General features: G+C 66.8%; 21 protein-coding genes. 13 read left to right on the plus strand and 8 right to left on the minus strand.

Features of this window, described 5'->3' with window-relative positions:
- The first annotated feature begins 13 nt into the window (after window positions 1-13).
- The 3 genes from NMP03_RS09785 to NMP03_RS09795 all read left to right on the plus strand — a co-directional run bounded on the left by NMP03_RS09785 (window position 14) and on the right by NMP03_RS09795 (window position 3,497).
- The gene (locus NMP03_RS09785) at window positions 14-478 is read left to right on the plus strand and encodes a RidA family protein (RefSeq protein WP_256505182.1); all 465 of its coding nucleotides are present in this window, start codon (window positions 14-16) and stop codon (window positions 476-478) included.
- Between the two features lie 196 nt (window positions 479-674).
- Window positions 675-1,517: a TorF family putative porin gene (locus NMP03_RS09790; protein ID WP_256505183.1), complete on the plus strand. Its 843-nt coding sequence runs from the start codon at window positions 675-677 to the stop codon at window positions 1,515-1,517.
- A gap of 129 nt (window positions 1,518-1,646) precedes the next feature.
- Window positions 1,647-3,497, plus strand: coding sequence for a CocE/NonD family hydrolase (locus NMP03_RS09795; RefSeq protein ID WP_256505184.1), 1,851 nt, complete (start codon window positions 1,647-1,649; stop codon window positions 3,495-3,497).
- A 210-nt stretch (window positions 3,498-3,707) separates the two neighbouring features.
- Here NMP03_RS09795 and NMP03_RS09800 read toward each other — a convergent pair whose 3' ends face one another.
- From NMP03_RS09800 to NMP03_RS09825, 6 genes are all read right to left on the minus strand, one after another.
- Window positions 3,708-4,469 carry an ABC transporter permease gene (locus tag NMP03_RS09800; RefSeq protein ID WP_256505185.1) on the minus strand — a complete coding sequence of 254 codons (762 nt, stop codon included), beginning with the start codon at window positions 4,467-4,469 and terminating at the stop codon, window positions 3,708-3,710.
- Window positions 4,470-4,617: 148 nt separating this feature from the next.
- Window positions 4,618-5,553 (minus strand): ABC transporter ATP-binding protein, encoded by a 936-nt coding sequence (locus NMP03_RS09805; protein WP_256505186.1) that lies wholly within the window; start codon window positions 5,551-5,553, stop codon window positions 4,618-4,620.
- A 382-nt stretch (window positions 5,554-5,935) separates the two neighbouring features.
- Entirely contained in the window at window positions 5,936-6,502 is a 567-nt protein-coding gene (locus NMP03_RS09810; protein ID WP_256505187.1) for a hypothetical protein, read from the minus strand.
- 136 nt (window positions 6,503-6,638) lie between these two features.
- Window positions 6,639-7,364, minus strand: a complete 726-nt coding sequence (locus NMP03_RS09815; RefSeq protein ID WP_256505188.1) for a DsbA family protein — start codon at window positions 7,362-7,364, stop codon at window positions 6,639-6,641.
- Between the two features lie 11 nt (window positions 7,365-7,375).
- Entirely contained in the window at window positions 7,376-8,722 is a 1,347-nt protein-coding gene (locus tag NMP03_RS09820) for a M48 family metalloprotease (RefSeq protein ID WP_256505189.1), read from the minus strand.
- 94 nt (window positions 8,723-8,816) lie between these two features.
- Window positions 8,817-11,600, minus strand: a complete 2,784-nt coding sequence (locus NMP03_RS09825) for an Rne/Rng family ribonuclease (RefSeq protein ID WP_406697576.1) — start codon at window positions 11,598-11,600, stop codon at window positions 8,817-8,819.
- Between the two features lie 475 nt (window positions 11,601-12,075).
- Between NMP03_RS09825 and NMP03_RS09830 the strand changes: the two genes are divergently transcribed.
- The 4 genes from NMP03_RS09830 (at window position 12,076) to NMP03_RS09845 (ending at window position 17,966) form a co-directional block, all read left to right on the plus strand.
- Window positions 12,076-13,323 carry an N-acetylmuramoyl-L-alanine amidase gene (locus NMP03_RS09830; protein WP_256505190.1) on the plus strand — a complete coding sequence of 416 codons (1,248 nt, stop codon included), beginning with the start codon at window positions 12,076-12,078 and terminating at the stop codon, window positions 13,321-13,323.
- 80 nt (window positions 13,324-13,403) lie between these two features.
- Complete coding sequence (locus tag NMP03_RS09835; RefSeq protein ID WP_256505191.1) at window positions 13,404-15,938, plus strand: penicillin-binding protein 1A; 2,535 nt, start codon at window positions 13,404-13,406, stop codon at window positions 15,936-15,938.
- Between the two features lie 124 nt (window positions 15,939-16,062).
- Window positions 16,063-17,190 (plus strand): peptide chain release factor 2, encoded by a 1,128-nt coding sequence (gene prfB / locus NMP03_RS09840; RefSeq protein WP_256505192.1) that lies wholly within the window; start codon window positions 16,063-16,065, stop codon window positions 17,188-17,190.
- 17 nt (window positions 17,191-17,207) lie between these two features.
- Window positions 17,208-17,966 carry a class I SAM-dependent methyltransferase gene (locus tag NMP03_RS09845; protein WP_256505193.1) on the plus strand — a complete coding sequence of 253 codons (759 nt, stop codon included), beginning with the start codon at window positions 17,208-17,210 and terminating at the stop codon, window positions 17,964-17,966.
- Window positions 17,967-17,976: 10 nt separating this feature from the next.
- Here NMP03_RS09845 and NMP03_RS09850 read toward each other — a convergent pair whose 3' ends face one another.
- The gene (locus tag NMP03_RS09850) at window positions 17,977-18,363 is read right to left on the minus strand and encodes a JAB domain-containing protein (protein WP_256505194.1); all 387 of its coding nucleotides are present in this window, start codon (window positions 18,361-18,363) and stop codon (window positions 17,977-17,979) included.
- A gap of 119 nt (window positions 18,364-18,482) precedes the next feature.
- On the opposite strand from NMP03_RS09850, the gene NMP03_RS09855 reads away from it, so the two are divergent.
- The 6 genes from NMP03_RS09855 to NMP03_RS09880 all read left to right on the plus strand — a co-directional run bounded on the left by NMP03_RS09855 (window position 18,483) and on the right by NMP03_RS09880 (window position 24,915).
- Entirely contained in the window at window positions 18,483-19,277 is a 795-nt protein-coding gene (locus tag NMP03_RS09855; RefSeq protein WP_256505195.1) for a thymidylate synthase, read from the plus strand.
- Entirely contained in the window at window positions 19,274-19,771 is a 498-nt protein-coding gene (locus tag NMP03_RS09860; protein ID WP_256505196.1) for a dihydrofolate reductase, read from the plus strand. The genes NMP03_RS09855 and NMP03_RS09860 overlap by 4 nt, the downstream gene beginning before the upstream one ends.
- A gap of 43 nt (window positions 19,772-19,814) precedes the next feature.
- Entirely contained in the window at window positions 19,815-20,744 is a 930-nt protein-coding gene (locus tag NMP03_RS09865; RefSeq protein WP_256505197.1) for a bifunctional riboflavin kinase/FAD synthetase, read from the plus strand.
- A gap of 152 nt (window positions 20,745-20,896) precedes the next feature.
- Window positions 20,897-23,893: an isoleucine--tRNA ligase gene (locus NMP03_RS09870; RefSeq protein WP_256505198.1), complete on the plus strand. Its 2,997-nt coding sequence runs from the start codon at window positions 20,897-20,899 to the stop codon at window positions 23,891-23,893.
- On the plus strand, window positions 23,886-24,425 hold the full coding sequence (gene lspA / locus NMP03_RS09875; RefSeq protein WP_256505199.1) for a signal peptidase II: 540 nt from the start codon (window positions 23,886-23,888) through the stop codon (window positions 24,423-24,425). The genes NMP03_RS09870 and lspA overlap by 8 nt, the downstream gene beginning before the upstream one ends.
- Window positions 24,418-24,915, plus strand: coding sequence for a DUF3035 domain-containing protein (locus NMP03_RS09880; RefSeq protein ID WP_455153295.1), 498 nt, complete (start codon window positions 24,418-24,420; stop codon window positions 24,913-24,915). The genes lspA and NMP03_RS09880 overlap by 8 nt, the downstream gene beginning before the upstream one ends.
- Window positions 24,916-25,072: 157 nt before the next feature.
- Here NMP03_RS09880 and glpX read toward each other — a convergent pair whose 3' ends face one another.
- A complete protein-coding gene (glpX, locus tag NMP03_RS09885; protein ID WP_256505200.1) occupies window positions 25,073-26,041 on the minus strand; it encodes a class II fructose-bisphosphatase in 969 nt (322 codons plus the stop codon).
- Between the last annotated feature and the right edge of the window lie 34 nt (window positions 26,042-26,075).

A 26,075-nucleotide genomic window follows, 5' to 3' on the forward strand; every position in this document is an offset into this window, starting at 1 on the left:
GCACATCGGGAGGATGAGCGACACCATCGAAGCGAAGCTGGCCGATCTCGGCCTCACCCTCCCCACCCCCGCCGCGCCGGTCGCGACCTATGCGCCCGCGGTTATCGCGGGCAATTTGCTCCACATATCGGGCCAGCTGCCGTTCGACGACGGCGCGCTGATGACCGGGCGCGTCGGCGAGGATCGCGACCTCGATTATGCCGCGCACGCCGCGCAACGCTGCGCGCTGATGCTGATCGCGCAGATGAAGGCGGCGCTGGGCGACGATCTGTCGCGCGTCGTGCGGATCGTGAAGCTCGGCGTATTCGTCAATTCGGCGGGCAGCTTCACCGATCAGGCCAAGGTCGCCAATGGCGCGTCCGAACTGATGATCGCGGCGTTCGGCGATGCCGGGCGGCATGCGCGCAGCGCGGTCGGGGTACCCGTGCTGCCGCTCGGTGCGGTGGTCGAGATCGACGCGATCGTCCAGATAGGCTGAACCCCGCGCTGTGGCTTCGCGGCCACAAAAACGGTCGTTTTGTGCAAGGCAGCAGAATAAAGTTGTGCGTTGCCGCTCGTTGCGGCAACGTTACTACGTTCGACTAGTATATCGCGCGCATGCCCCAGGGCATCGGCAGACGCGGGACCGTCGGGCAGCAGGAGAGAACCATCGCCTTCTATCCGAAAGGGACCCGATGCGTTTCTCTACTCTGGGGCTTTCAGCCCTGCTTCTGACGTGCGCCACCCCTGCATTTGCGCAGGAGGAAACCGCACCGCCCGAACCGGTCACCGTTTCGGGCAGCGTCACCCTCGCCTCCGACTATCGCTTCCGCGGCGTCTCGCAGTCCGACAAGGGTTTCGTGATCCAGGGCGGCGCGACCGTCGCGCATGAAAGCGGCGTCTATGGCGGCTTCTGGGGATCGAACCTCGCCGGCTGGGGCACCTTCGGCGGCCCCAACCTCGAGCTCGACCTGTTCGCCGGCTTCAAGACCCCGGTCGGCGACGGCGGCACGCTCGATATCGGCGCGACGTGGTACATGTACCCCGACGGCGCCAACACCACCGACTTCATCGAACCCTATGTGAAGCTGTCGGGCACCGCCGGGCCGGTTTCGCTGACCGCAGGCATCTTCTACGCCCCGCCGCAGGAGGCGCTGGGCCGCTGGTATTTCACCGGCGCCGATGCGGCCGCCGGGGTCTATAACGATCCGGGCGACAAGGAAGACAATCTCTACCTGTCGGGTGACGCGGTTGCAGCGATCCCCAACACCCCTATCAGCCTGCGCGGCCATATCGGCTATTCGGACGGCAATCCGGGGCTCGGCCCCAACGGCACCAGCGTCGCCCCAACCGGGCAATATTGGGATTACGCCGTCGGCGCCGACCTGACCTATAGCGGCCTCACCTTCGGGGTTACCTATGTCGGCACCGACATCAGCGATGCCGATGGCGCCTATCTGCTGCCCAACTTCTCGAAGGGCGGATTCGACAGCATTGCCGACGGCACCGTCGTCTTCTCGCTGACCGCCGCGTTCTAAGCCGAACGACCGCCAGCCTTTTCGCCATTCCCGCGCGAGCGGGGATGGCGACCGGGCCTCGACAAAGCCCACTCGACAAAGTCACGCGCTTGCGCTGTTCTCCCGGCATCCAACCGGAGCCCTAGCCGAATGCGCCTTCACACCCCCCTGCTCGCCCTGCTGCTCGCCACCACCGGAATCGGCCATGCCGCCCCGGGCCGACAGGCAACGGCGGCCGTCCCCTTCACCTTCGAAGAAGTGATGGTGCCGATGCGCGACGGCGCACGGTTGCAGACGGTGATCCTGCGCCCGACCGACAAGACCGGCCCGCTGCCGATCCTGTTCCAGCGCACCCCCTATGGTGTCCCCGGCGGTGTTCCCGCGACGATCCCCGCCGATATGCGCTTCCTGGTCGACGACGGCTATATCCTGGTGTTCCAGAACATGCGCGGCCAGTTCAAGTCCGATGGCGACTTCACCATGTCGATGGCGCTCGCCCCCGCCGGATCGGACGCGATCGACGAAGCGACCGACGGCTATGACAGCGTCGACTGGCTGGTGAAGAATGTGAAGGGCAATAACGGCAAGGTGGGGATGTGGGGCGTGTCCTACCCCGGCTATGCCGCCGCGGTCGCGCTCGCCAAGCCGCATCCCGCGCTGAAAGCCGTCAGCCCGCAGGCGGCGTGGAACGATTGGTGGATCAACGACGATCTCCACCGCTATGGCGCCTTCCGCCTGTCCTACGCCACCGACTGGCTGTTCTCGCTGCAGAACAACGATCAGGGCCGCGATTTCGATTATGGCGGCAACGGCGTGGTCGATAGCTATGCCTGGTTCCTCAAGCTCGGCCCGGTCGAAAATCTCGACACGCAATATTTCAACGGCAGCGTGCCGATGCTGCGCTCGATCATCGACCGGCCGAATTATGATTCGTTCTGGAAAGCCAATCGCTGGACCGATCGGCTGGGCAAGACGACGGTGCCGACGCTGCATGTCGCGGGTTTCTGGGACCAGGAAGACCCGCTCGGCACCTGGAAAATCTACGAGCGGATGGAGGCCGCCGATCCCGAAGGCCTGAACATGATCGTCGCGGGTCCCTGGGCGCATGGCAGCTGGCGCGGGCCGGGCAGCGATGTCGGCTATATCAAGTTCGGCACCGAAAGCGGCACCGCGTTCCGCCGCGACATCGAAGCGCCGTTCTTCGCGCACTGGCTGCACGGCAAGGGCGCCAAGCCGGCGTTCGAAGCGCGGATGTTCCAGAGCGGCTCCTGGGCGTGGAAGGATTATCCGCAATGGCCGCCGCGCGCCGCTGCCGCGACCAACCTGTATCTGCGCGCCGACGGCACCCTGTCGTTCACAGAGCCCGCCGCGGGCGAGCCGTGCCGCGACTATTTGTCGGACCCCGCCAATCCGGTGCCGTTCCGCGAGCGCCCGATCTCGCGCACCTATCCCTCCCAAGAATGGCGCTGGTGGGAAGCCGCCGACCAGCGCTTCGTCGATGGCCGCCCCGACGTGCTGACCTATACCAGCGCGCCGCTCGAGGCCGATCTGACCGTCACCGGCGCGGTCGCGGCGCGGTTGATGGCCTCGACCAGCGGCACCGACAGCGACATGGTGGTCAAGCTGATCGACGTGCTGCCCGACGATTACGAGCCCGCCCCCGGCGGCGCGCTCGGCGATTATCCGCGCACGCTCAACGGCTATCAGTTCCCGATCGCGATGGAGGTCCGCCGCGGGCGCTGGCTCGAAAGCTTCGAGACCGCCAAGCCGCTGGTGCCCAACAAGGTGGTGGCGTGGGACGTGCCGATGAAGGACCATGACCATGTCTTCAAGGCAGGCCACCGGATCATGGTGCAGGTCCAGTCGAGCTGGTTCCCGATGATCGACCGCAACCCGCAGAAGTTCGTGCCGAACATCTACAAGGCGAAGGCGGGGGATTTCGTGAAGGCGACGCAACGGGTTTGTGCGGGGTCGTACGTGGCGTTGCCGGTGATGCGCTGAGCCGAGGGCTGGTGGGACGGGGCATAAGCAGCCGGTGCGTGTCCGCCCCCTCCACCAGCTGCGCTGGTCCCCCTCCCCCTTGCGGGGGAGGATGAGGTCAGTCTCGGGACACACTGCAATCCTCCCCCGCCAGGGGGAGGTGCCGCGTAGCGGCGGAGGGGGCGGACACGCTCGGCCCGCTTTAGCCCCCCTCTTACGGCAGGAGGACTGCTACCGCTTCAACCGATATCCGGTCTTGAACATCCACCCCACCAGCGCGGCGCACCCCAGCAGGAACGCGAACGTCACCCCCAGGCTCAACCACACGCTGACATCGCCTTGGCCGAAGAAGCTCCAGCGGAAGCCGCTCACCAGATACACGACGGGGTTGAACAGGCTCACCGTCCGCCACGGCTCGGGAAGCATGTCGATCGAATAGAAGGCGCCGCCGAGGAAGGTCAGCGGGGTGATCAGCAAAGCGGGGACCAGCGAGAGTTGCTCGAACCCCTTGGCCCAGATGCCGATGATGAAGCCGAACAGGCTGAAGGTCACCGACGTCAGGATCAGGAACGCGACCATCATCGCCGGATGCTCGATGCGCAGGTCGACGAAGAAGGTCGAGGTCGCGAGGATTATCAGCCCGATCAGCATCGACTTCGTCGCCGCCGCGCCGACATAGCCGAGCAGCAATTCGAAGGTCGAAACCGGCGCCGACAACAACTCGTAGATCGTGCCGGTGAACTTGGGGAAATAGATACCGAACGAGGCATTCGACAGGCTCTGCGTCAGAAGGGTCAGCATGATGAGCCCGGGGACGATGAAGCTGCCATAGCCCACGCCGTCGATCGCCTCCATCCGGCTGCCGATCGCGCCGCCGAAGACGATGAAGTACAAAGCGGTCGTGATTACCGGGGTGACGATCGACTGCCAGAAGGTGCGCCCGAATCGCGCCATTTCGAAGCGATAGATCGCCGCGACGCCGTGGAAGTTCATGCCGCGCGCTCCGTTTGGTGTATCCCGTCATGCCGGGCTCGACCCGGCATCCATGCGAGCCGATCACCGCTGACGTCACGCTCGTACAGCGCGAATCGCATGGACCCCGGATCAAGTCCGGGGTGACGAGGGGATGGGGCCGGCGCGCTCATGCCGCGCGCTCCTCGACCAGATCGACGAAGATGTCCTCGAGGCTCGACTTCGACGTGTCGAGATCCTTGAACGCAACCCCCATGTCGGCGAGGCGGCGGAGCAGCGAGGGGATGCCCGTCCGTTCGGCCTGCGCATCGAACACGTAGCGCAATTTATGCCCCTCATCGATCAGCGCCAAATCCCATTCGGCGAGCTCGGGGGGCACCGCGGTCATCGGCTCGCTCAGCGCGATCTCCATCTGGCGCTTGCCAAGCTTCTTCATCAGCTCGGCCTTGCGCTCGACCAGCAGCAATTCACCCTTGTTGATCACCCCGACGCGGTCGGCCATTTCCTCGGCCTCCTCGATATAATGCGTCGTCAGGATGATCGTCACGCCACGCTCGCGCAGCCGGTGGACCAGCCGCCACATGTCGCGGCGTAGCGACACGTCGACCCCCGCGGTGGGCTCGTCGAGAAACAGGATGTCGGGTTCGTGGCTCAGCGCCTTGGCGATCAACACGCGGCGCTTCATGCCGCCCGACAATTCGAGCAGCTTGGCGTCGCGCTTGTCCCACAAGGACAGGTCGCGCAGCACCTGTTCGAGATACGCATCGTCGCGCTTCTTGCCGAACAGCCCGCGGCTGAAGCGGACGGTGGCGATCACGCTTTCGAAGGCGTCGGTCGACAATTCCTGCGGCACCAGCCCGATGACCGAGCGCGCATAGCGATAATCGACCTGTGCATCGCGCCCCGCGACGGTGATCGTGCCGGTCGTCGGCGTGACGATACCGCAGACGATCGAAATCAGCGTCGTCTTGCCCGCACCATTGGGGCCGAGCAGCGCGAAAATCTCGCCCTTGGCGATATCGAGATCGACCGATTTGAGCGCCTGGTGGCCCGAGGCATAGGTCTTGCTGACGCCGCGAATGGCGAGGATCGGTTCGGTCTGCATGGGCCCCCGCGGTCGGTTCGTGTGCGCGTTAGCTAGGGCGCGCGGGGGGCGAGGGCAAGGCGGGGCAGCGGATGCGGCGGAGTTTGGTTCGAGAGTCCCCGCTTGGTGGCTCCCGGCGCTCGGAAAGCTACAAAAGCTACACTACGCACCCCCCGGATCCGCCCTTTCCGCGGAACGAAACGCGCCGCGGAGGAGGAGGAGGAGGAGGAGGAGGAGGGAAGCGTGTTCATGCGGCATGCGTATCAAAGCGGGAGCTTGTAGGACAGCGGGGTTGGCTTGGCGGCGTCCTGATCGTGCCCGGCTGGCCGAGGGAATGGCTGAACGTGGTGGAAAGCGAACCGGCTGCTATTTGGCGCGTCACGCGGAAAGCTGGCGCACGCGTTCAGCGTTCCCAGCGGCGTAAGCTGGCAGTTGATTGATCGTACATCGCCCCAAGCGACCCGACTTGATTGTCACGGAAGTGGATCGTCAGCACCAGGTCGCCATATGGCATAACGGCCGTGCAGAGTCCGGGCCGCGCCCCGTCGTCCATAGCGGAGCAACCCGCCAGGGACGGGGCCCTCTGACCCGCCTCCGCCGGCAAGTCGTATGTCCAGAAGACGCCGTCACTTACCTTGCGCAATGGCCGGCTCCGCCATGAAGGCGGGCCAGCTGCACAGACAGTCAAGTTGACTCGCGCCTCCGTTCCCGCAGCACGGGCGCACATCCGCTTTTTGCTCGCTACGGCCACCAAGTTCCGTTCGGGCAGGCCAGCTTCGGGATTAAGGTAGAACGAAAATCCGTCCTTTGCGTCGGATGCCGGCAGGAAGAACGGCGTGTCGGTGTCCGAGATGTCGTTGACCGTCGGAACTTCGAAGACTCGCCCCTCCAACCGACGCTCGACCGATGCCGAACACGCCCCGAGTAAGGTGACGATGAATAACGGAACCGTGGTGATGCGCCTCTTCATAGCGGCACGCTAAAAGGAGAATGCAACGTCCGCAATGAGGCGGCAACAGCGCCATGAGCAATGTCCAAAGGTGGGCGTTTTTGGTCATCCGCGTGATCGGCAACGAAATGGCCGCAGGTGGGCCAAACTGCCCCCGCTACTTCGCCGCCCGCGCCGCCGCCACCGCCGCCTGCATCTGTTCGAGCGGGATCGCGCCGGCAAGCACGCGGTTGCCGATCACCCAGGCGGGGGTGCCGGTCATCCCCAATTGCCCCGCCATCGACAGGTTCTTCGACAATTCGTCGGTCGCCGCCTTCGATCGCGCAAAGGCCTGCCCCGCCGCGCGGTTGAGCCCCGCGCGCGCGATCGCGGCGTCGATCGATTGCGGCGTCAGACGCCCAGCCGCGAACAATGCGTCGTGATAGGCGGCGAACTTGCCCTGCCGGGCGGCGGCAAGGCTCCATTCGGCGGCGGTGCGGCTTTGCGCGCTCAGGATCGGCAGCTCGCGGAACACCACGCGCACCTTGGGGTCGGCGGCGATCAGCCGGTCGAGCATGGGCAGGCTGGCGCGGCAATAGCCGCACGCATAGTCCATATAAGCGACAACGGTGACGTCGGGGTTCTTGGCCCCCTTCCACGCGCTGCCGAACGGGGTGACGATGCCTGCGCGATTGGCCTGCACCACCTTGCCGGTTTCGCGGTCGCGCAGCCGCTCCATCGCCTGCGGGATGATCTCGGGGTTGGCGAGGATATAGTCGCGCACCGTCGCCTCGACCCCCGCGCGATCGGCGCCGCCGGGTGCGGGGCGGACCGAGGCATAGACCGCCGCCCCCACCAGCCCGGCGAACAGGAAGGCGATTGCCAGCAGGATGGGGCTTCGCAACAAACGGTCGATCATCGGCGGCGGCCCTTCTGGTCCTTCACCGCGAATTCGGCGGTCATCTGGATATCCTGTGCGCGGATATAGTCGGGGGTACCCGGCGGCAACCCCGCCATCGCCGCGCGCGCGCTTACCAAGGCGCGCATCGGTTCGTTCGACAGGCTGGCCTGTTCGGCGGCGGCGAGCGCGGTGCGCGGGCCGTCGCCCTTGCGCTCGTACACCACCCCCAATTGATACCAGGCGAACGGGTTGCGATCGTCGCGCGCAACCGCCTGGCGAAGCACCTGCTCGGCCTCGGCCAGATGCTTGGGATCCTCGGTCGCGATCAGTGCGTGGCCGAAGGTGGTGGCGATCAGCGGCTGGAAACGCGTCTTGGTGGTCGCTTCGCGCAGCGGCGCCAGCGCTTCGACGGGCTTGCCCGATTCGAGCAGGATCTGCCCCTGCAGCTCGAGGAAATAGGGATCGTGCGGCGCATATTGCACCAGCGCCGCCGCCTCGGCCGCCGCCTTGGCCGGATAGCCGGTGCGGTGGAAGGCATATGCGCGCGCATAATGCGCGGGGATCGAATTGTCGGTCGCGGGATAGCTGCGCAATGTCGCCGGCGCATCGTTGACATAGCCGCGAAGCTTGGCCTGGACACGCTTGAAGCGCGATTGCATGTCGGCGTCGACCGGTGCGTTGAACGCCGGCGCAACCGACAAGTCACCGGTCAGATTGGCGATCCGCTCGCCCGACAGCGGATGGGTGCGTTGATAGCCGTTGTTCTGCGGGATCGCGAGGCGGAATTCCTGGTTCTGCAGCTTCTTGAAGAAGTCGAGCATCCCACGCCCGCTGACCTTGGCGGTGTTGAGATAGCGCACGCCCGCGGCATCGGCCGCCGATTCCTGGCCGCGCGAAAAGGCGAGAAAGCTGCCCATTGCCGCCTGCTGCCCCGCGGCGAGGATTCCCGCCCCCGCCTCGCCCGCGCCCACCGCGATCGCGGCGACGCCGAGCACCAGGCTGAGGATCGTCATCCCCATCGCCTCTTTCATCATCTGGCCCTGCAAAGGCACATGGCCGCCGGTGACATGGCCAAGCTCGTGCGCGATCACGCCCTGGACTTCGTTGGCGCTGTCGGCGGCGTTGATCAGCCCCGAATGGATGTACACCGCCTGCCCGCCGGCGACGAAGGCGTTGATCGAGCCATCGTTGATCAGCACCATCCGCACGTTGCGCGGATTGAGGTCGGCGGCCTCGATCATCGGCCGCGCCATGTCGTTGAGCAGCGCCTCGGTCTCGGCATCGCGAAGGATCGATTGCGCGGCAGCGGGCTGGGCTGCCAGCAGCGTGACGAGCGCGATTACGGGGAACAGGCGCTTCATTGCCTACATATCGGTGGTTTCAGCGCGTGGATCAACGCCCGTGCGCGAAACGAGGGGCCGTGCGTCGCGCGACGCACGGCCCCCGGGTCGATGATCAGGCCCCGAAGGTGCGCTGCCACCAGCCGCGGCGCGGCGAACCGTCGCCGCCTTCTTCGCCGTCGGTGCCGTCGCGGTCGCTCGCGTCGGACGAAACGCTGCGATCGGTCGCATCGGCCGAGGCCGCGCGCTCGGTCGCCACCGGCGCGACGTCCTGCACCACCGAACCGGTATCGGCCTCGATCGCAGCGGGTGCGTCTTCGGCTACCTTCTTGCGGCGCGTGCGCTTGGGTTTTTCGGCGACGGGCTCGGCTTCGACCGGCACCGGTGCCGCCTCGACCGCAACCTCGTCGGCCTTCTTGCGCCGGGTGCGCCGCGGCTTGGGCGCGGGTTCTTCGGCAGCTGCCTCGATCACCGGTGCTTCGATCGGCGCTGGCTCCTCCGTCACCTCGGCTTCGACCGGCGCGTCGAGCGCGCTCGGCTTGCGACGACGCGTGCGCCGCGGCTTGGGTGCTGCTTCGGCCTCGGGCAGATCGGCGTCGGGCTCGACCACCGGCATCGCGAACGGCGCTGCGTCGCCCGCCTCGATCACCAGCGGCTCGTCTTCGGCCTCTGCCGCCTGCTCGCCCGCTGCGGTCTCACCCGAGTCGCGACGACCGCCGCGACGGCCACGCCGCCGCCGCTTGCCGCGACGCTCGCCGCCGTCTTCGCGCTCGGCCTGCGGGGTGTCGCCCCCCGCCGGACCATAGACCGCGCGATCCTCGTCGAGCTCGTCGTCGCTACCGATATCGAGCGATTCGCCCGCGACGCCATCGGCCTCGCCTGCTTCGGCTTCACCGGCCTCACCCTCGACGCCATTCTGGTCGTCGCGCGCACGGCCACGACGACCGCGCCGGCGGCGGCGGCGGCGACGTGCGCCATCGCCATCGCCTTCAGCCTCGGCCTCGCCTTCGGCCGCCTTGCGTTCGCGCGGACGGCGCGGCTCGACGACCTCGGCCTCGACCTCCTCCTCGATCTCGTCCTCTTCCTCGAAGATTTCGAGATCGTCCTCGGGTTCCTCGACTACCGGATCGAAGCGCGGGGCATAGGCCGGCGGCGGACCACCCGCCTCGACCGTCATGCGCGCACCCTCGATCTCACCATCCGACGTAACCTCGACGGTCACGCCATAGCGCTCCTCGATCTCGGCGATGTCGCCGCGCTTCTTGTTGAGCACGTAGAAGGCCGCTTCCTGGCTCGCGCGCAGCAGCAACTGGCTGCCGCGGCCGCGTGCCGCCTCGTCCTCGATCATCCGCAGCGCCGACAGCCCAGCCGACGATGCGGTGCGTACCAAGCCGGTGCCCTCGCAATGCGGACACTGGCGGGTCGATGCCTCAAGCACCCCGGTGCGCAGCCGCTGACGGCTCATTTCCATGAGGCCGAACGAGCTGATCCGGCCGACCTGGATCCGTGCGCGATCGTTCTTGAGCGCCTCCTTCATCGCCTTCTCGACCTTACGGACGTTCGATCCGTGATCCATGTCGATGAAGTCGATGACGACCAGCCCCGCCATGTCGCGCAGCCGCAGCTGGCGCGCGATCTCGGCGGCTGCTTCCAAATTCGTCGCGGTCGCGGTCTGCTCGATATTATGCTCGCGCGTCGAGCGACCGGAGTTGATGTCGATCGACACCAGTGCCTCGGTCGGGTTGATGACCAGATAGCCGCCCGATTTCAGCTGCACCACCGGATGGTACATCGCGGCCAGCTGATCCTCGACCTGGTGGCGCTGGAACAGCGGCACCGCGTCCGAATAATGCTGCACTCGCCGCGCATGCGACGGCATCAGCAGCTTCATGAACTCCTTGGCCTGGCGATAGCCTTCGGGGCCCTCGACGATCACCTCGTCGATGTCCTTGTTGTAGATGTCGCGGATCGCGCGCTTCATGAGATCGCTGTCGCCATAGACCAAAGCGGGGGCCGAAGACTTGAGCGTCTCCTCGCGAATCCCGTCCCACAGTCGCGCAAGATAGTCGAAGTCGCGCTTGATCTCGACCTTGGTGCGCTGCAGCCCGGCGGTGCGCACGATGCAGCCCATCGTCGGCGGCAATTGCAGGTCGGCCATGATCGTCTTGAGCCGCTTGCGATCGCCCGCATTGCTGATCTTGCGGCTGATCCCGCCGCCATGCGCGGTGTTGGGCATCAGCACGCAATAGCGCCCGGCGAGCGAAAGATAGCTGGTGAGCGCCGCGCCCTTGTTGCCGCGTTCTTCCTTCACGACCTGTACCAGCAGCACCTGGCGGCGGCGGATGACGTCCTGGATCTTGTAGCGGCGGCGCAGGTTCAGCCGGCGCTGGCGAAGCGCCTCGACCGCGGGATCCTCGCTCGCGCCCTTCTTGCGGCGGCGCGGTTGGCCCTCGCCATCGCCGCTCGACGCTTCGCTGTCCTCGTCGTCGTGATGATCGTCGTCGTCGTCGTCCGAACGACCCTCGACCATCTCGAGATCGCCATGATCGTCGTCGTGGTCGCCGTCATCATCGTCGTCGTCATCGTCGCGCAGCGCAGCCTCTTCGGCGGCATGCTCGGCCTCTTCGCGCAGCAGCGCGTCGCGATCCTCCTTGGGGATCTGATAATAATCGGGATGGATTTCGCTGAACGCCAGGAATCCGTGGCGGTTGCCGCCATAATCGACGAACGCAGCCTGCAGCGACGGTTCGACGCGGGTTACCTTGGCGAGATAGATATTGCCCTTGAGCTGCTTGCGCTCGGCACTCTCGAAATCAAATTCCTCGATCCGGTTTCCCTTGACGACGGCAACCCGGGTCTCTTCCCGGTGGCGTGCGTCGATCAGCATACGCGTGGTCATTGATGTGTCTCCGCGCGCGCCGCGCGGGCCTGGCGGCCGGCAGTGGCGCGCGTTCATGAAGGGCGGCTGCCGGGTCGATCCCTGGCCTGGCCGCGCGGTTTGGATGAAGTGCCTCTGCTGCGCAGGCACGGTCGGGCGCATGGCCCGACTGCTTCGCTCCGGTCACGCACCCGCCGCTCGTCGCGGCGAGGGGATGCGTCGGATGCGAAAATTGCCTCATTTGCAGCGTCAACCTGGATATGCCGCGTCCCCGGAAACGCCGGGGGCGGGCAAGGATACCGCATGGAACGATCACGATCGTGAAACATCCTTGCGGTTGTTACATGGCGTAGCATTGCATCGCGCGCGCATCAACTGGCAGCGGGTTGCCGGGAGGCGGCAGGTTTTTGCCTAATTTGGAGATAACCACATCGCTTCACCGTGCCGCAAAGCGCGGCCCGCTATCGCGCTGCGACAGGGTTTTGGGACGCATCGAATGAAGGTTTTGGGCTGGACCGCTGCGTATCGGGGGCGGCATAGCTACCGGGTGTCGCTTTTCGTCGCCCTTTTAGCGTGCTGGCTCGGCGGAATGCCCGCCTGGGCCGGCGACGTCCGCGATATCGAAGTGAAGCGCGATCGGATCGTCATCACCTTCGACGGCGCGGTCGCGAACGCATCGACCTTCGTGCTAGACACCCCGCGGCGGATCGCGCTCGACCTGGCGGATACGCGGGCCGGCGCGCCCGCCAAGACCAGCGGGCCGGTGTCCGGCATTCGCCAGGGCCGGCTCGGCGACGACGGCGCGCGGATCGTCTTCGACCTCGCCCGCCCGGCGATCGTCACGCAAGGCCGGTTCGACGATAGCGGCCGCAAGCTCACCCTCGAACTCACAACCGTCTCCGATGACCGCTTCGCGCGCGAAGCAGTGGCCGGGCGCAAGAGCTTCGGCTTTTCGCGCCGCCCCGAGCGCCCCGACGTCCACAAGGTATCGATGCGCGTCCCCGCCGCGCGCAAGGCCCCGCCGCTGCCGCGCGTCTATGGCGAAGACGACAGCCGCCCGCTGGTGGTGATCGACGCGGGGCATGGCGGGCATGATCCCGGCGCGCTTTCACCCGAAACCGGGCTTCGCGAAAAGGACCTGACGCTCAAGACCGCGCTGGCGATCAAGGACCGGCTGCTCGAATCGGGCCGGGTGCGCGTCGCATTGACGCGTGAGAACGACAAATTCCTAATCCTGCAGGAACGCTATGGCATTGCCCGCCGGCTGGGCGCGCACCTGTTCATCTCGGTCCATTGCGACAGCGCGGGCAACCCGCTGGCGACCGGCGCCACCGCCTATACCCTGTCCGAAGTCGCATCGGACAAGGAAGCCGCGCGATTGGCGGCGCGCGAGAACCGCGCCGATATCCTGGCCGGAATCGACCTTGGCGACACGAGCGGCGACATCTCGTCGCTGCTGATCGACCTGGCGCAGCGCGAAACGATGAACCGATCGGCCAATTTCGCGCGACTGCTCGGCCGCGAGGCGCAGCCGCTGATCCCGGTGAAGCCCGTCTTCCACCGGATGGCGTCGCTGATGGTGCTCAAGGCGCCCGACATGCCATCGGTGCTGTTCGAGACCGGCTATCTCTCGAACAAGGGCGATGCCGACTTCATCAATTCGCGCGAAGGCCGCGAGAAGATCGCCGAGAGCGTGAAGCGCGCGACCGAAATCTTCTTCGCGCGGCGGATGGCGGCGCGCTGACGCGAGCCCGGCATCCCGACGTCGCCGCGGGCACCAGCCCCATTTCCATCGCTAGGCGCTTGGTCTAAACCGCGCCGACCATGGCGGAACCCACCGATACCAGCTTGACCCAACAGCCTGTGCCGCACGGCCGCTGGACCGCGTTCCGCGAAGGACTGTCGCGCACCCGCAGCCGCTGGTGGTTTCGCGTGCTCGCGGTGCTGGCGCTGCTCGCCGGGCTTGGCGTGATCGGCTTCTGGGCATTGTTCGCGCGCGACCTGCCCTCGGTCGATGCGCTGCGCGCGTATGAACCCGATCTGCCGAGCAACGTGCGCGGCATCGATGGCACGCCGATCCACACCTATGAGCGCGAACGCCGCGTCGAGCTCGACTTCGCCGAATATCCGCCGATGCTGATCCGCGCCTTCCTGGCGGCCGAGGACCGCACCTTCTTCGAGCATTCGGGGATCGACATTCCGGGCTTTGCCGGCGCGATCGTCGATTACGTCTCGAAGATGGGCACCGGCGAGCGCGCGCGCGGCGGCTCGACCATCACCCAGCAGGTCGCCAAGAACCTGCTGATCGGCAATGCCTATTCGCCGACGCGCAAGGTGCGCGAGGCGATCCTGGCCTATCGCATCGAACAGGCGCTTTCGAAGGCCGAGATCCTCGAACTCTATTTGAACGGCATCCCGATGGGGCGCCGCAGCTTCGGGGTGCAGGCCGCGGCGCGCGCCTATTTCGACAAGGACGTCGTCGACCTCCAGCTGCACGAGATGGCGTTCCTGGCGACCTTGCCCAAGGCGCCCGAATCCTATGGCCGCGCCGCCAATGCCGATCGCGCGATGGAACGGCGCGGCTATGTGCTGGGCGAGATGCTGCGCAATCGCTTCATTACCGAGCGGCTCTATCGCGAGGCGATGCGCCAACCGCTGGGGCTGGTGCGCCAGCGCAATTCGGTGTTGCAGTCCGAAGCAGGCTATTTCGTCGAAGAAGTCCGCCGCCAGCTGATCGACCGATTCGGCGAAAAGGCCGATGCCGGCCCGAACAGCGTCTATGCCGGCGGGCTGTGGGTGCGCACCTCGCTCGACAACCGGCTGCAGGGTTTTGCCGCCGAAGCCCTGCGGCAGGGGCTGATCCGCTTCGAACGCGGGCGCGGCTGGTCCGGACCGATCGCCAAGCTCGAGATCGACGGCGATAATTGGCAGCAGGTGTTCCTGGGCAGCAATGTCGGGCTGAACTATCTCGATTGGCGCGCCGCGGTGGTGGTGTCGAAGGATAGCGACGCCGCGCAGATCGGCTTTGCCGACGGCGAAACCGCGCGGCTTTCGCGCGGCGCGGCGCAGATGCCGGTGCGATCGAAGGGCGGCACCGCCTTCGCCGCGCTGAAATCGGGCGACGTGATCGCGGTCGCGCCCGAGGGGTCGGGCTATGGCTTGCGCACCGTGCCCAAGGTATCGGGCGGCATGGTGGTGGAGGACCCGCGTACCGGTCGAATCCTGGCGATGCAGGGCGGCTTCGACAGCAGCATCCAGTCGTTCAACCGCGCGACCCAGGCGATGCGCCAGCCGGGTTCGACGATCAAGCCGATCGTCTATGCCGCCGCGCTCGAAAACGGGATGACCCCCGCGTCGATCATCGTCGATGGCCCTTTCTGCGTTTATCAGGGCGCGCGGCTGGGCAACAAATGCTTCCGCAATTTCGGCAATGCGCGCGGCGCCGGGCCCAAGACGATGCGCTGGGGCCTCGAACAATCGCGCAACCTGATGACGGTGCAGGCGGCGAACCGCACCGGGATGGACAAGGTCGTCTCGCTGATGCAGCGGATCGGCGTCAGCGACACCAAATACCCGCCGTATCTGTCGTTCGCATTGGGTGCGGGAGAGACGACGGTGGTCAAGATGGTCAACGCCTATTCGATCCTGGCGAACAACGGCCGCGCGCTGACCCCCAGCGTCATCGATTTCGTCCAGAACCGCCGCGGCGAGGTGATCTGGCCCGAGGATTGGCGCGCCTGCGAACGCTGCAACGCCCCCGACTGGGACGGCAAGCCGATGCCGCGGCCGACGGTACGCGCGCGCCAGGTGGTCGAGCCGATGAGCGCCTACCAGATGACGCACGTCATGGAGGGGGTAATCGAACGCGGCACCGCGACGACGCTGCGCGATCTCGGGCGGCCGATCATGGGCAAGACCGGCACCTCCTCCGGGCCGACCGACGTGTGGTTCGTCGGCGGCACCCCGCAGATGATCGCCGGGCTGTATCTGGGCTATGACCAGCCCGCGAACCTGGGCGGCTATGCGCAGGGCGGAACGATCGCCGCGCCGATCTACAAGGCGTTCGCGACCAAGGCGTATGAGGGGATGGAAGTCCTTCCCTTCCGCGCCCCCGCCGGCATCCGCATGGTCCGCATCGATCGCGCCAGCGGCCGCCCGGTCTATGGCGCATGGCCGACATCCGATCCCAAGGCGTCGGTGATCTGGGAAGCCTTCAAGCCCGAGAGCGAACCGCGCCGCCGCAGCCGGCGCGGCGGCGAAGCCGATCCCGCCAAGGCCGAGGTGAAGAAGAAGGCCGCGGCCAAGGCAAATCGTCCCAGCGACAGCGATTTCTTGCAAAGAGAGGGCGGAATCTATTAGCGCAAGCCCGAGCACCTATCGTCATCCCGGCGCAAGCTGGGATCTCCTCGTTGCAACGCCTCGCCTTTGCCGCACGAGATTCCGGCTTTCGCCGGAATGACGTCCTACTCACTGGAGCAATACCATGCGCGCCGAAGCGCAGGCTTACGCCGACAAGATCAACGCCGCGCTCGAACTGCTGCGCCGCTTTCTCGACTGGGACCGCGCGCTGCGCCGGCTCGACGAGCTGAACGCGCGCGTCGAGGACCAGAGCCTGTGGGATAACCCCCGCGCGGCGCAGGAAGTAATGCGCGAGCGGCAGCGGCTCGACAGCGCGATCGGCGCGACGCGCGCGATCGAAAGCGAGCTCGCCGACACCGCCGAGCTGATCGACATGGCCGACGCCGAAGGCGACGAGGAGATGGCGAACGAAGGCACGCTCGCGCTGAAAGCGCTGATGGAGCGCGCCGAGGTCGACAAGGTCAAGGCGCTGCTGGCGGGCGAAGCCGATGGCAACGACGCCTATCTGGAAGTCCATGCCGGCGCCGGCGGCACCGAGAGCCAGGATTGGGCCGAGATGCTCCAGCGCATGTACATGCGCTGGGCCGAACGTAAGGGCATGAAGGTCGAACTGGTCGACTATCATGGCGGCGACCAGGCGGGCATCAAATCGGCGACGTTGCTGCTCAAGGGCGAGAACGCCTATGGCTATGCCAAGACCGAGAGCGGCGTCCACCGGCTGGTGCGGATCAGCCCCTATGACAGCGCCGCGCGGCGCCACACCAGCTTCTCGTCGGTATGGGTGTATCCGGTGATCGACGATTCGATCGAGATCGAGATCAACGAGGGCGACCTCAAGATCGACACCTATCGCGCATCGGGCGCGGGCGGGCAGCACGTCAACACCACCGATTCGGCGGTGCGGATCACCCACATCCCGTCGGGGATCATCGTCGCCAGCCAGAACGATCGATCGCAGCACAAGAACCGCGCGACCGCGATGGGAATGCTCAAGGCGCGGATGTACGAGGCCGAGCTGCAGAAGCGCGAGGCCGCCGCGATGGGCGAATATAACGCCAAGACCGAAATCGGCTGGGGCCACCAGATCCGTTCCTATGTTCTGCAGCCCTATCAGCTGGTCAAGGATTTGCGTACCGGTGTGACGTCGACCGCGCCTTCGGACGTGCTCGACGGCGCGCTCGATCCGTTCATGGCCGCGGCATTGTCGCAGCGCGTGACCGGTGAGACGGTCGAGGTGGAGGACGTCGATTGAGAAGGGATGGTGCCGCCATGCTGACGATCGTTCTGGCGGCGCTGTGCCTGTCGGGTTGCGAGGCGCAAGTGCGCCCGCCGCAGCCCGAAAAGGTCGAGAAAGTAGGCGAATTCCCCCCCGCCGATCGTCCGGTCGCCACCATCGTGTCGAGCCGCTGGTCGACCGAGGAAGCGCGCGACCGGGTGAACGAGGCCGAGAAGGTGATGGACCGCGCCGGCATCAAGGCGGGGATGACCGTCGCGGATATCGGCGCGGGCGAGGGCTATTATACCGTCCGGCTGGCCGAGCGCGTCGGCGAGAATGGCCGGGTATTGGCGCAAGACATCGTTCCCGAGGTCCGCGACGCGCTGGCCGAGCGGGTGGCGCGCGACGGGCTCGACAATGTCAGCGTCCGGCTGGGGCTGCCGGCGGACCCGAAATTGCCCGAGAACAGCTTCGATCGCGTGCTGCTGGTGCATATGTATCACGAGATCGCCGAGCCCTATGAGTTCCTCTGGCGGCTCCACCCCTCGCTCCGCGGCGAGGGCGAGGTGATCGTCGTCGACGCCGATCGCCAGACGCAGAACCACGGCACCCCGCCCGCCTTGCTCAAATGCGAGTTCGAAGCGGTCGGCTATCGCCAGGTGCGCGCCGAGGAAACCGAATCGGCGGGCGGCTATATGGCGGTGTTCCGCGCCGATCGGCCGCGCCCCGCCCCCGACGCGATTCGCGGCTGCCGGATCGACCGCGACCCGGCGCTCCCCGCCCCGACCGCCACCGACGACATGCCGTCGTGACCGCGACGCGCTAGAGCAATCCGAGCAACCTGAAGCTTGCCACGCCGCTGCGCGTGACGACCAGGTGATCGAGCAACGCGACATCGAGCGCCGCCAGCGCGCGATCGAGCGTGCGCGTCGCGGCGACGTCGGCATCGCTTGGCCACAGATCGCCGCTGGGATGGTTGTGCGCCATCACCAGCGCCGCAGCATCGAATGCGATCGCATCGGCGGCGACCTGGCGGATCGGCAGCCGCACCGACATCGCGTCGCGCGCCGGCGAATGGCGCATCGCGAGCAGCCGGCGCTCGTGATCGAGATAGGCGAACACCGCGACCTCGTTCGACGCCGCGGCGATCGCGGCGAACATCCGGTGCGCAGCGGCGACATCGTCGATACGGGGGGCGAGGCGCGGCATGGGCGATCATCCCATCGCCGCCGCCGTGAGCGAAACCGAACCGGCTCCGGAACGGATGGTTCACCGATGCTTGGCGGTCGATGCTTGGCGCTCGATGCCGCCTCGGCTAGGCAGGGGCGATGCGGCAATATCTAGACCTGATGCAGCGCGCGCTCGATCACGGCGTCGTCACGATGGACCGGACCGGGGTCGGCACGCGCAGCGTGTTCGGCCACCAGATGCGCTTCGACCTGGCGCAGGGCTTCCCGGTGCTGACCACCAAGAAGCTCCATCTTCGATCGATCATCGTCGAACTGCTGTGGTTCCTGCGCGGCGACACCAATATCGGCTGGTTGCGCGATCGCCAGGTGCGCATCTGGGACGAATGGGCCGACGAGAATGGCGATCTCGGCCCGGTCTATGGCAAGCAATGGCGCGATTGGGCGACCGCCGAGGGCGGGCATGTCGACCAGATCGCCGAGCTGATCGCGACGATCCGCGGCAACCCCACCTCGCGCCGGCAGATCGTCACCGCCTGGAACCCCGGCGAGCTGCACGCGATGGCGCTGTCGCCCTGCCACTGCCTGTTCCAGACGCATGTCGCCAATGGCCGGCTGTCGCTCCAGCTCTATCAGCGCTCGGCCGACATCTTCCTCGGCGTGCCCTTCAATATCGCGAGCTATGCGCTGCTCACGCACATGCTCGCGCAGATCTGCGACCTCGAGGTCGGCGAGTTCATCTGGACCGGCGGCGATTGCCATTTGTACGAGAATCATCTCGATCAGGCGCGCGAGCAGCTGTCGCGCACGCCGGGCACGCTGCCGACGCTGACGATCCTGCGCCGCCCGCCCTCGATCGACGCCTATGAGTACGAAGATTTCGTGCTGAACGATTATGTCGCGCAGCCGCATATCAAGGCGGCGGTGGCGGTTTGACCCGCGCAGTCGCATTCTACCTCGCGCGCGCCGACAATGGCGTGATCGGCCGCGACGGCGCGCTGCCGTGGCGGCTGCCCGCCGATCTGAAGCGCTTCAAGGCGATGACGACGGGCAAGCCGATGCTGATGGGGCGCAAGACCTTCGAGAGCTTCCCCAGCCTGCTTCCCGGTCGCCGGCATATCGTGCTGACGCGCGATACCGGCTGGTCTGCAGAGGGGGCCGAGGTTGCCCATTCGCTCGAGGACGCGCTGGCGCTGGCGGGCGATGCGCCCGAACTGGCGGTGATTGGCGGCGCGCAAATCTACGCGCTGCTGCTGCCGCACGCGACGCGGATCGAAGTGACCGAAGTGCATCTGACCCCCGAGGGCGACGCGGCGGTGCCGGCGTTCGACCCCGCCAACTGGGCCGAAACCGCGCGCGAGGCGAATCCCGCCGAGGGCGATCGCCCGGCGTTCGATTTCGTCACGCTCACCCGCCGCACCGCGCCCTAAGCAGGGCATTTGCAAGCGGCCCGCCCGCCCCTATAGCCGCGCCATGCAGCGGCTCGACGGCGGCGCAACGGTTCCCGCCTCCTTGCGCGGCGCGATCGTGGCGCTGGGTAATTTCGACGGTTTCCACCTCGGGCACCAGGCAGTGGTGGGCCGCGCGATCGCGCGCGCGCGCGCCGAGGGGCGTCCCGCGATCGTCGCCACCTTCGATCCGCATCCGGCGCGCCATTTCCGCCCCGACACCCCGCCCTTCCGCCTGACGACGCTCGACCAGCGCGAGAGGCTGTTTGGCCAGGCGGGGGCCGATGCGATGCTGGTGTTCGGCTTCGATGCCGAGCTCGCCGGGCTGCCCGCGCGCGCCTTCGCGCAGCAGCGGCTGGTCGATCGGATCGGCGCGGGCGGGGTGGTTACCGGCGCCGACTTCACCTTCGGCAAGGGCCGTGACGGCGATGTCGCGACGCTGGCGGCGCTCGGCGCCGAGCTGGGGTTCAGCGTCGATACCGTCGCGCCGGTGCTGTGCGATGGCGCTGTGGTCTCGTCGAGCAGCATCCGCGAGCATCTGCGCGGCGGCGATCCGCAGGCCGCCGCCGCGCTACTGACGCGGCCGTTCGCGATCGAGGGCGTCGTCGAACATGGCGCGAAGCTCGGGCGGCAATTGGGCTATCCCACCGCGAACCTGTCGATGGGTCAGTATCTTCGTCCGCGCTACGGCATCTATGCGGTGCGCGGGCGGTTGGCCGATGGGCGGGTGCTGCAGGGTGCGGCGAATCTGGGGATACGCCCGACGATCGAGGGCGCGCCGGTCGAACTGCTCGAGCCGTATTTCTTCGATTTCGACGGCGATCTTTACGGGCAGGTGATCGAGGTGGCGCTGATCGCATTCCTGCGGCCCGAGGGCAAGTTCGACGGGCTTGAAGCGCTGAAGCTACAGATGGCCGCCGATTGCGAGCGCGCGCGGGCGATATTGGCGACGTAACTCCCCTCCCTGGAAGGGAGGGGTTGGGGGTGGGTCGAGTGCTCGCGATACCGCGCCGCCTGCGCTCCGGACACCGTATGCGCCAAGCCTCCACCCACCCCCAGCCCCTCCCTTGCAGGGAGGGGGGCTAAGGCCGTAAAGCCCGCCCACCCATGACCGACACCCCTCCTCCCCCGCGCGACTGGCGCGATACCGTCTTCCTGCCGAAGACCGACTTTCCGATGAAGGCCGGCCTAGCCGCCAAGGAACCCGCGATCCTCGATCGCTGGGCGAGCATCGGCGTGTACGACCGGCTGCGCGAGCAGCGCGCCGGGCGCGAGCGTTTCATCCTCCACGACGGCCCGCCCTACGCCAATGGCGACATCCATATGGGCCATGCGATGAACAAGGTGCTCAAGGACATCGTCGTTCGCAGCCAGAGCCTGATGGGCAAGGATGCGCCCTATGTGCCCGGCTGGGACTGTCACGGGCTGCCGATCGAATGGAAGATCGAGGAAGCCTATCGCGCCAAGAAAAAGTCGAAGGACGAGGTGCCGGCGGCCGAATTCCGCCAGGAATGCCGCGACTATGCCGCGAAATGGGTCGACGTGCAGGCGGCGCAGTTCGCGCGGCTGGGCGTGATGGGCGATTGGGCCAACCCGTATCTGACGATGAACTTCGCCTCCGAAGCGGTGATCGCCGGGGAGCTGCTGAAGTTCGCGATGTCGGGCCAGCTGTATCGCGGGGCCAAGCCGGTGATGTGGTCGCCGGTCGAAAAGACCGCGCTCGCCGAGGCCGAGGTCGAATATGAGGACGTGGTGTCGACGCAGATCGACGTCGCGTTCGAGATCACGCACGCGCCCAACGCGCCCGAACTGGTCGGCGCGCATGCGGTAATCTGGACGACCACGCCGTGGACGATCCCGGTGAACCAGGCTTTGGCCTATGGGGAGGAGATTGAGTACGTCGTTCTGGCGGAGGGCGATCGAAGCGTCCTTCTTGCCGAGGCGTTGGTCGATAGCTTTCACGGCCGCGCTTTCTCCAATCGTCATCCCGGCGAAGGCCGGGATCCAGTTACGCCGCTGGGCGAAGCTGGCGCGGTGGACCCCGGCCTTCGCCGGGGTGACGGCGGGGATGCGGCAGGGCGCGGTGCCATCCTTTGGCGTGGTACCGGTGCGCAACTCGCCGGCGCCACCGCTCGCCACCCGATGCACCATCTCGGCGGCTTCTTCGCCAATCCGCGCCCGTTCCTTGCGGGCGATTTCGTCACCGCCGATGCGGGCACCGGGCTCGTCCATATGTCGCCCGATCATGGCGAGGACGACTTCGCGCTGTGCAAGGCCAACGGCCTCGAGCCGGTGTTCGCGGTCGACGATGCCGGGATGTACCGCGCCGATTGGGCGTGGCTCGGCGGCCAGGGATCGGTGATCAACAAGAAGTTCGTCGCCAGCGACGGCCCGATCTGCAGCGATCTTCGCGCGGCGGGCGCGCTGCTCGCCGCGTCGGACGATTTCGCGCACAGCTACCCGCATAGCTGGCGGTCGAAGGCGAAGGTGATCTTCCGCTGCACCCCCCAATGGTTCATCCCGATGGATCGGGCGACCAACGCCACCGGCGTCACCCCGGCGAAGGCTGGGGTCTCTGACGAGGGCGCGGGACAGGAGCCGCACGATACCCCAGCCTTCGCTGGGGTGACCGATGTTGCAGCCAGAGGGGAAGCAGGCAGCAACGCCCCCACCCTTCGCGCCCTCGCGCTCGACGCGATCGAGCGCACCCGTTGGGTGCCCGCGCGCAGCCAGAACCGGATCCGCGCGATGGTCGAGGGGCGGCCCGATTGGGTCATCAGCCGCCAGCGCGCCTGGGGGGTGCCGATCCCGATCTACCTCCACCGCAAGACCGGCGATTATCTGCGCAACGAAGCGGTGAACGAACGCATCCTCGCCGCTTTCCGTGAAGGCGGGGCCGATGCGTGGTTCGCCGCCGATCACCAGGCGCTGCTCGGGGCAGAGCATGAGCTCGCCGACTATGCCGTCGTCACCGACATCCTCGACGTGTGGTTCGATTCGGGCAGCACGCATGTGTTCACCGTCGAGGCGCGCTACGGCGAGGGCGTCCGCGCGAACCTGTACCTCGAAGGATCGGATCAGCATCGCGGCTGGTTCCAATCGTCGCTGCTCGAAAGCTGCGGCACGCGCGGGCGTGCGCCCTATGACGCGGTGCTGACCCACGGCTTCGCGCTCGACGGCAATGGGCGGAAAATGTCGAAGTCGCTGGGCAACGTCGTCGATCCGCTCAAGGTGATCGGCGAATCAGGTGCCGACATCCTGCGGCTATGGGTGGCGCAGACCGATTATTTCGAGGATGTCCGCATCGGCAAGGAAGTGCTGTCGGGCACCGGCGATACCTATCGCAAGCTACGCAACACCTTCCGCTATCTGCTCGGCGCGCTCGAAGGATTCGACGAGCGCGAGCGGGTCGCGGTCGCCGACATGCCCGAGCTCGAACGCTATGTGCTGGGCAAGCTCGGCAAGCTCGACACCGAACTGCGCGCCGCCGCCGAAGCCTTCGAATTCAACCGCTACACCCGCGCGCTGTCCGATTTCGCCAACGACGATCTTTCGGCGTTCTTCTTCGATATCCGCAAGGACAGCCTGTATTGCGACGCCGCCGACAGCATCAAGCGCCGGTCGTACCGCACGATGCTCGACGTGCTGTTCCACGCGATGGTGCGCTATGCCGCGCCGATCCTGTGCTTCACCGCCGAGGAAGTGTGGCAGGCGCGTTTCCCGAGCGACGACGGATCGGTGCATTTCCTCGAATGGCCCGAACTGCCCGCGATCCCCGCAGACCTGGAGTTCGGCACCGATTGGGAGGGCGTGCGCGCGCTTCGCGAACAGGTGACCGAGGCGATCGAGCCGCTGCGCCGCGAAAAGACGGTGCGGTCGAGCCTCGAGGCCGAGGTCACCCTCCCCGATCTGCCGCTGTCACCCGAAGCGCTGGCCGAAGTCTTCATCTCAGGCCAGGTGCATCCCGGCGAGTCGCTCGCGATCACCCGCACCGAGAAGCACAAGTGCGGGCGTTGCTGGCGGCACCTGCCCGAGGTGGTGGACGAGGTTGCAGGCGGGAGCGGCTTGTGCGACCGCTGTGCCGAGGTGGTGCAGCATGCGTGACGGGCGTAATTTCGGCTTTGTGGTGGCGGCGGCGATCTTCCTGATCGATCAGCTGTCCAAATGGCTCGTCACCGACGTGCTGGGCATTTCCTATATGGGCGCGCGGCTCGAATTGCTGTCGTTCTTCGACCTGCGCTTCGTGCCCAATGTCGGCGTATCGCTGGGGCTGCTGCCCGCTGAAAGCCCGACGATGCGCTGGGCCTTGGTGGCGCTCACCGGCGGAATCGCGGTGGCGGTCGGTATGTGGCTGGCGCGCGAGCCCAACCGCAACGATCGGCTGGCGCTGGCATTGGTGCTCGGCGGCGCGCTCGGCAACATCCTCGATCGGATCCGCTTCGGCTATGTCGTAGACTTCGCCGATCTGCATTTCGGCGAGTGGCGGCCGTTCCTGGTCTTCAACGTTGCCGACGCCGCGATTACCATCGGCGTCGTGATTCTGCTGCTGCGTGCGCTGTTCGTACGCGACAAGCCTGCTATCGAGCCGTCAAACGGGGCCGACAAGCCTGCTCCTGTGGAGAAAATGAATGCGTAACCTGCTCGTCTTCGGTGCCCTGGGCACCGCCTTGTTGCTGGCCGGTTGCGGCAAGAGCGGCCTCGATCGCGAACGCCCCGACGAATTCGCGGTCGCGCGCCAGGCGCCGCTCGTGATCCCGCCCGATTTCTCGCTGGTCCCGCCGCAGCCCGGCGCCCCGCGTCCGCAGGATACCGGTGCGGCCAACCAGGGGCTCGAGGCGCTGTTCGGCGGCCCGGCTGCGCGCAGCACCAGCGAATCGATGACGCTGCGCGAGGCGGGTGCCGCTACCTCGGCTCCAGGCGTTCGTTCGGAAGCCGGCGACCCCGCTACCAGCGTGATCGACAAGGGTTCGACGACGCGCGACATCGTCGCGGCGCCGCAGGGCGACGGCCAGGACGCGCGCGCGGTGACCGGCGCTGCGGCACCTGCCGCCGACGCAGCGACGGTGCCGGTAGGCCCGAACCCCGCCGCATCCCCGCCGCCGGCGGCTACGCCGACGCCGCAATAACGGGCTTGGGGAGGACGCTGACCGTTCGTCCCGAATAGCCATTGAGCCTGCCGAAATGGCGTATCGAAGGACCCCGCTCGCTCGGGGTCTCCTTCGATACGGGTCTTCGTCTTCGCTCAGCCCCTACGCAGGACGAAGGACGCATGGGACAGGGCCCTCACCCGATCCGGTGTTCGCCCTTCACCCAGCGCACCGTGCCCGAGCTTGCGCGCATCACCACGCTTTCGGTGGTCATGATCTTGCCCTTGCGCTTGACGCCCGCGAGCAGCGATCCGTCGGTCACCCCGGTCGCGGCGAAGATGCAGTCGCCCTTGGCGAGTTCGCTGAGGTCATAGACCTTGTCGAGGTCCTCGATCCCCCATTTGCGCGCGCGGCTGCGTTCGTCGTCGTTACGGAACAACAGCCGGCCCTGGAACTGGCCGCCGACGCAGCGCAGCGCCGCCGCCGCCAGCACGCCCTCGGGCGCGCCGCCCTGCCCCAGATAGATGTCGATCGTCGTGTCGGGATCGGTCGTCGCGATCACCGCGGCGACATCGCCGTCGTCGATCAGCATGATGCCGCAGCCGGATGCGCGAAGCTCGGCGATCAATTTCCCGTGGCGCGGGCGATCGAGCACGCAGGCGATGATGTCCGAAGGCTTCACGCCCTTCGCGGCGGCAAGCGCAGCGATATTTTCGGTCGCCGATTTTTCGAGGTCGATCATCCCCGGCGGATAGCCCGGCCCGACCGCGATCTTGTCCATATAGACGTCGGGAGCGTTGAGCAGGCAGCCCTCCTCGGCGATCGCCAGCACCGCCAGCGCATTGGGGCCCGCCTTGGCGGTGATCGTCGTCCCCTCGAGCGGATCGAGCGCGATGTCGATGCGGGGGCCCTTGCCCGGCGCCGATCCCACTTTTTCACCGATGAACAGCATCGGTGCCTCGTCGCGCTCGCCCTCGCCGATGACGACGGTGCCGTCCATGTAGAGCTCGTTGAGCGCGGTACGCATCGCTTCGACCGCGGCGGCATCGGCGGCCTGTTCGTCGCCGCGGCCCACCAGCGCCGATGCAGCGATCGCCGCGGCTTCGGTCACGCGGACCATTTCGAGCACGAGAACGCGATCGAGAACCTGGCTGCGTGCTTCCATGGCGAGACCCTTGCTGCGAGAAACGATTGCCGCG

This window comes from Sphingomonas qomolangmaensis, assembly GCF_024496245.1.
Lineage (GTDB): Bacteria > Pseudomonadota > Alphaproteobacteria > Sphingomonadales > Sphingomonadaceae > Sphingomonas > Sphingomonas qomolangmaensis.

What these genes read in the sequence shown, in the direction of transcription:
- NMP03_RS09785 (WP_256505182.1), top strand. Translation starts at nt 14, where the DNA reads ATGAGCGACACCATCGAAGCGAAGCTGGCCGATCTCGGCCTCACCCTC.
- NMP03_RS09790 (WP_256505183.1), top strand. Translation starts at nt 675, where the DNA reads ATGCGTTTCTCTACTCTGGGGCTTTCAGCCCTGCTTCTGACGTGCGCC.
- NMP03_RS09795 (WP_256505184.1), top strand. Translation starts at nt 1,647, where the DNA reads ATGCGCCTTCACACCCCCCTGCTCGCCCTGCTGCTCGCCACCACCGGA.
- NMP03_RS09800 (WP_256505185.1), bottom strand. Translation starts at nt 4,469, where the DNA reads ATGAACTTCCACGGCGTCGCGGCGATCTATCGCTTCGAAATGGCGCGA.
- NMP03_RS09805 (WP_256505186.1), bottom strand. Translation starts at nt 5,553, where the DNA reads ATGCAGACCGAACCGATCCTCGCCATTCGCGGCGTCAGCAAGACCTAT.
- NMP03_RS09810 (WP_256505187.1), bottom strand. Translation starts at nt 6,502, where the DNA reads ATGAAGAGGCGCATCACCACGGTTCCGTTATTCATCGTCACCTTACTC.
- NMP03_RS09820 (WP_256505189.1), bottom strand. Translation starts at nt 8,722, where the DNA reads ATGAAGCGCCTGTTCCCCGTAATCGCGCTCGTCACGCTGCTGGCAGCC.
- NMP03_RS09825 (WP_406697576.1), bottom strand. Translation starts at nt 11,600, where the DNA reads ATGACCACGCGTATGCTGATCGACGCACGCCACCGGGAAGAGACCCGG.
- NMP03_RS09830 (WP_256505190.1), top strand. Translation starts at nt 12,076, where the DNA reads ATGAAGGTTTTGGGCTGGACCGCTGCGTATCGGGGGCGGCATAGCTAC.
- NMP03_RS09835 (WP_256505191.1), top strand. Translation starts at nt 13,404, where the DNA reads ATGGCGGAACCCACCGATACCAGCTTGACCCAACAGCCTGTGCCGCAC.
- prfB (WP_256505192.1), top strand. Translation starts at nt 16,063, where the DNA reads ATGCGCGCCGAAGCGCAGGCTTACGCCGACAAGATCAACGCCGCGCTC.
- NMP03_RS09845 (WP_256505193.1), top strand. Translation starts at nt 17,208, where the DNA reads ATGCTGACGATCGTTCTGGCGGCGCTGTGCCTGTCGGGTTGCGAGGCG.
- NMP03_RS09850 (WP_256505194.1), bottom strand. Translation starts at nt 18,363, where the DNA reads ATGCCGCGCCTCGCCCCCCGTATCGACGATGTCGCCGCTGCGCACCGG.
- NMP03_RS09855 (WP_256505195.1), top strand. Translation starts at nt 18,483, where the DNA reads ATGCGGCAATATCTAGACCTGATGCAGCGCGCGCTCGATCACGGCGTC.
- NMP03_RS09865 (WP_256505197.1), top strand. Translation starts at nt 19,815, where the DNA reads ATGCAGCGGCTCGACGGCGGCGCAACGGTTCCCGCCTCCTTGCGCGGC.
- NMP03_RS09870 (WP_256505198.1), top strand. Translation starts at nt 20,897, where the DNA reads ATGACCGACACCCCTCCTCCCCCGCGCGACTGGCGCGATACCGTCTTC.
- lspA (WP_256505199.1), top strand. Translation starts at nt 23,886, where the DNA reads ATGCGTGACGGGCGTAATTTCGGCTTTGTGGTGGCGGCGGCGATCTTC.
- NMP03_RS09880 (WP_455153295.1), top strand. Translation starts at nt 24,418, where the DNA reads ATGCGTAACCTGCTCGTCTTCGGTGCCCTGGGCACCGCCTTGTTGCTG.
- glpX (WP_256505200.1), bottom strand. Translation starts at nt 26,041, where the DNA reads ATGGAAGCACGCAGCCAGGTTCTCGATCGCGTTCTCGTGCTCGAAATG.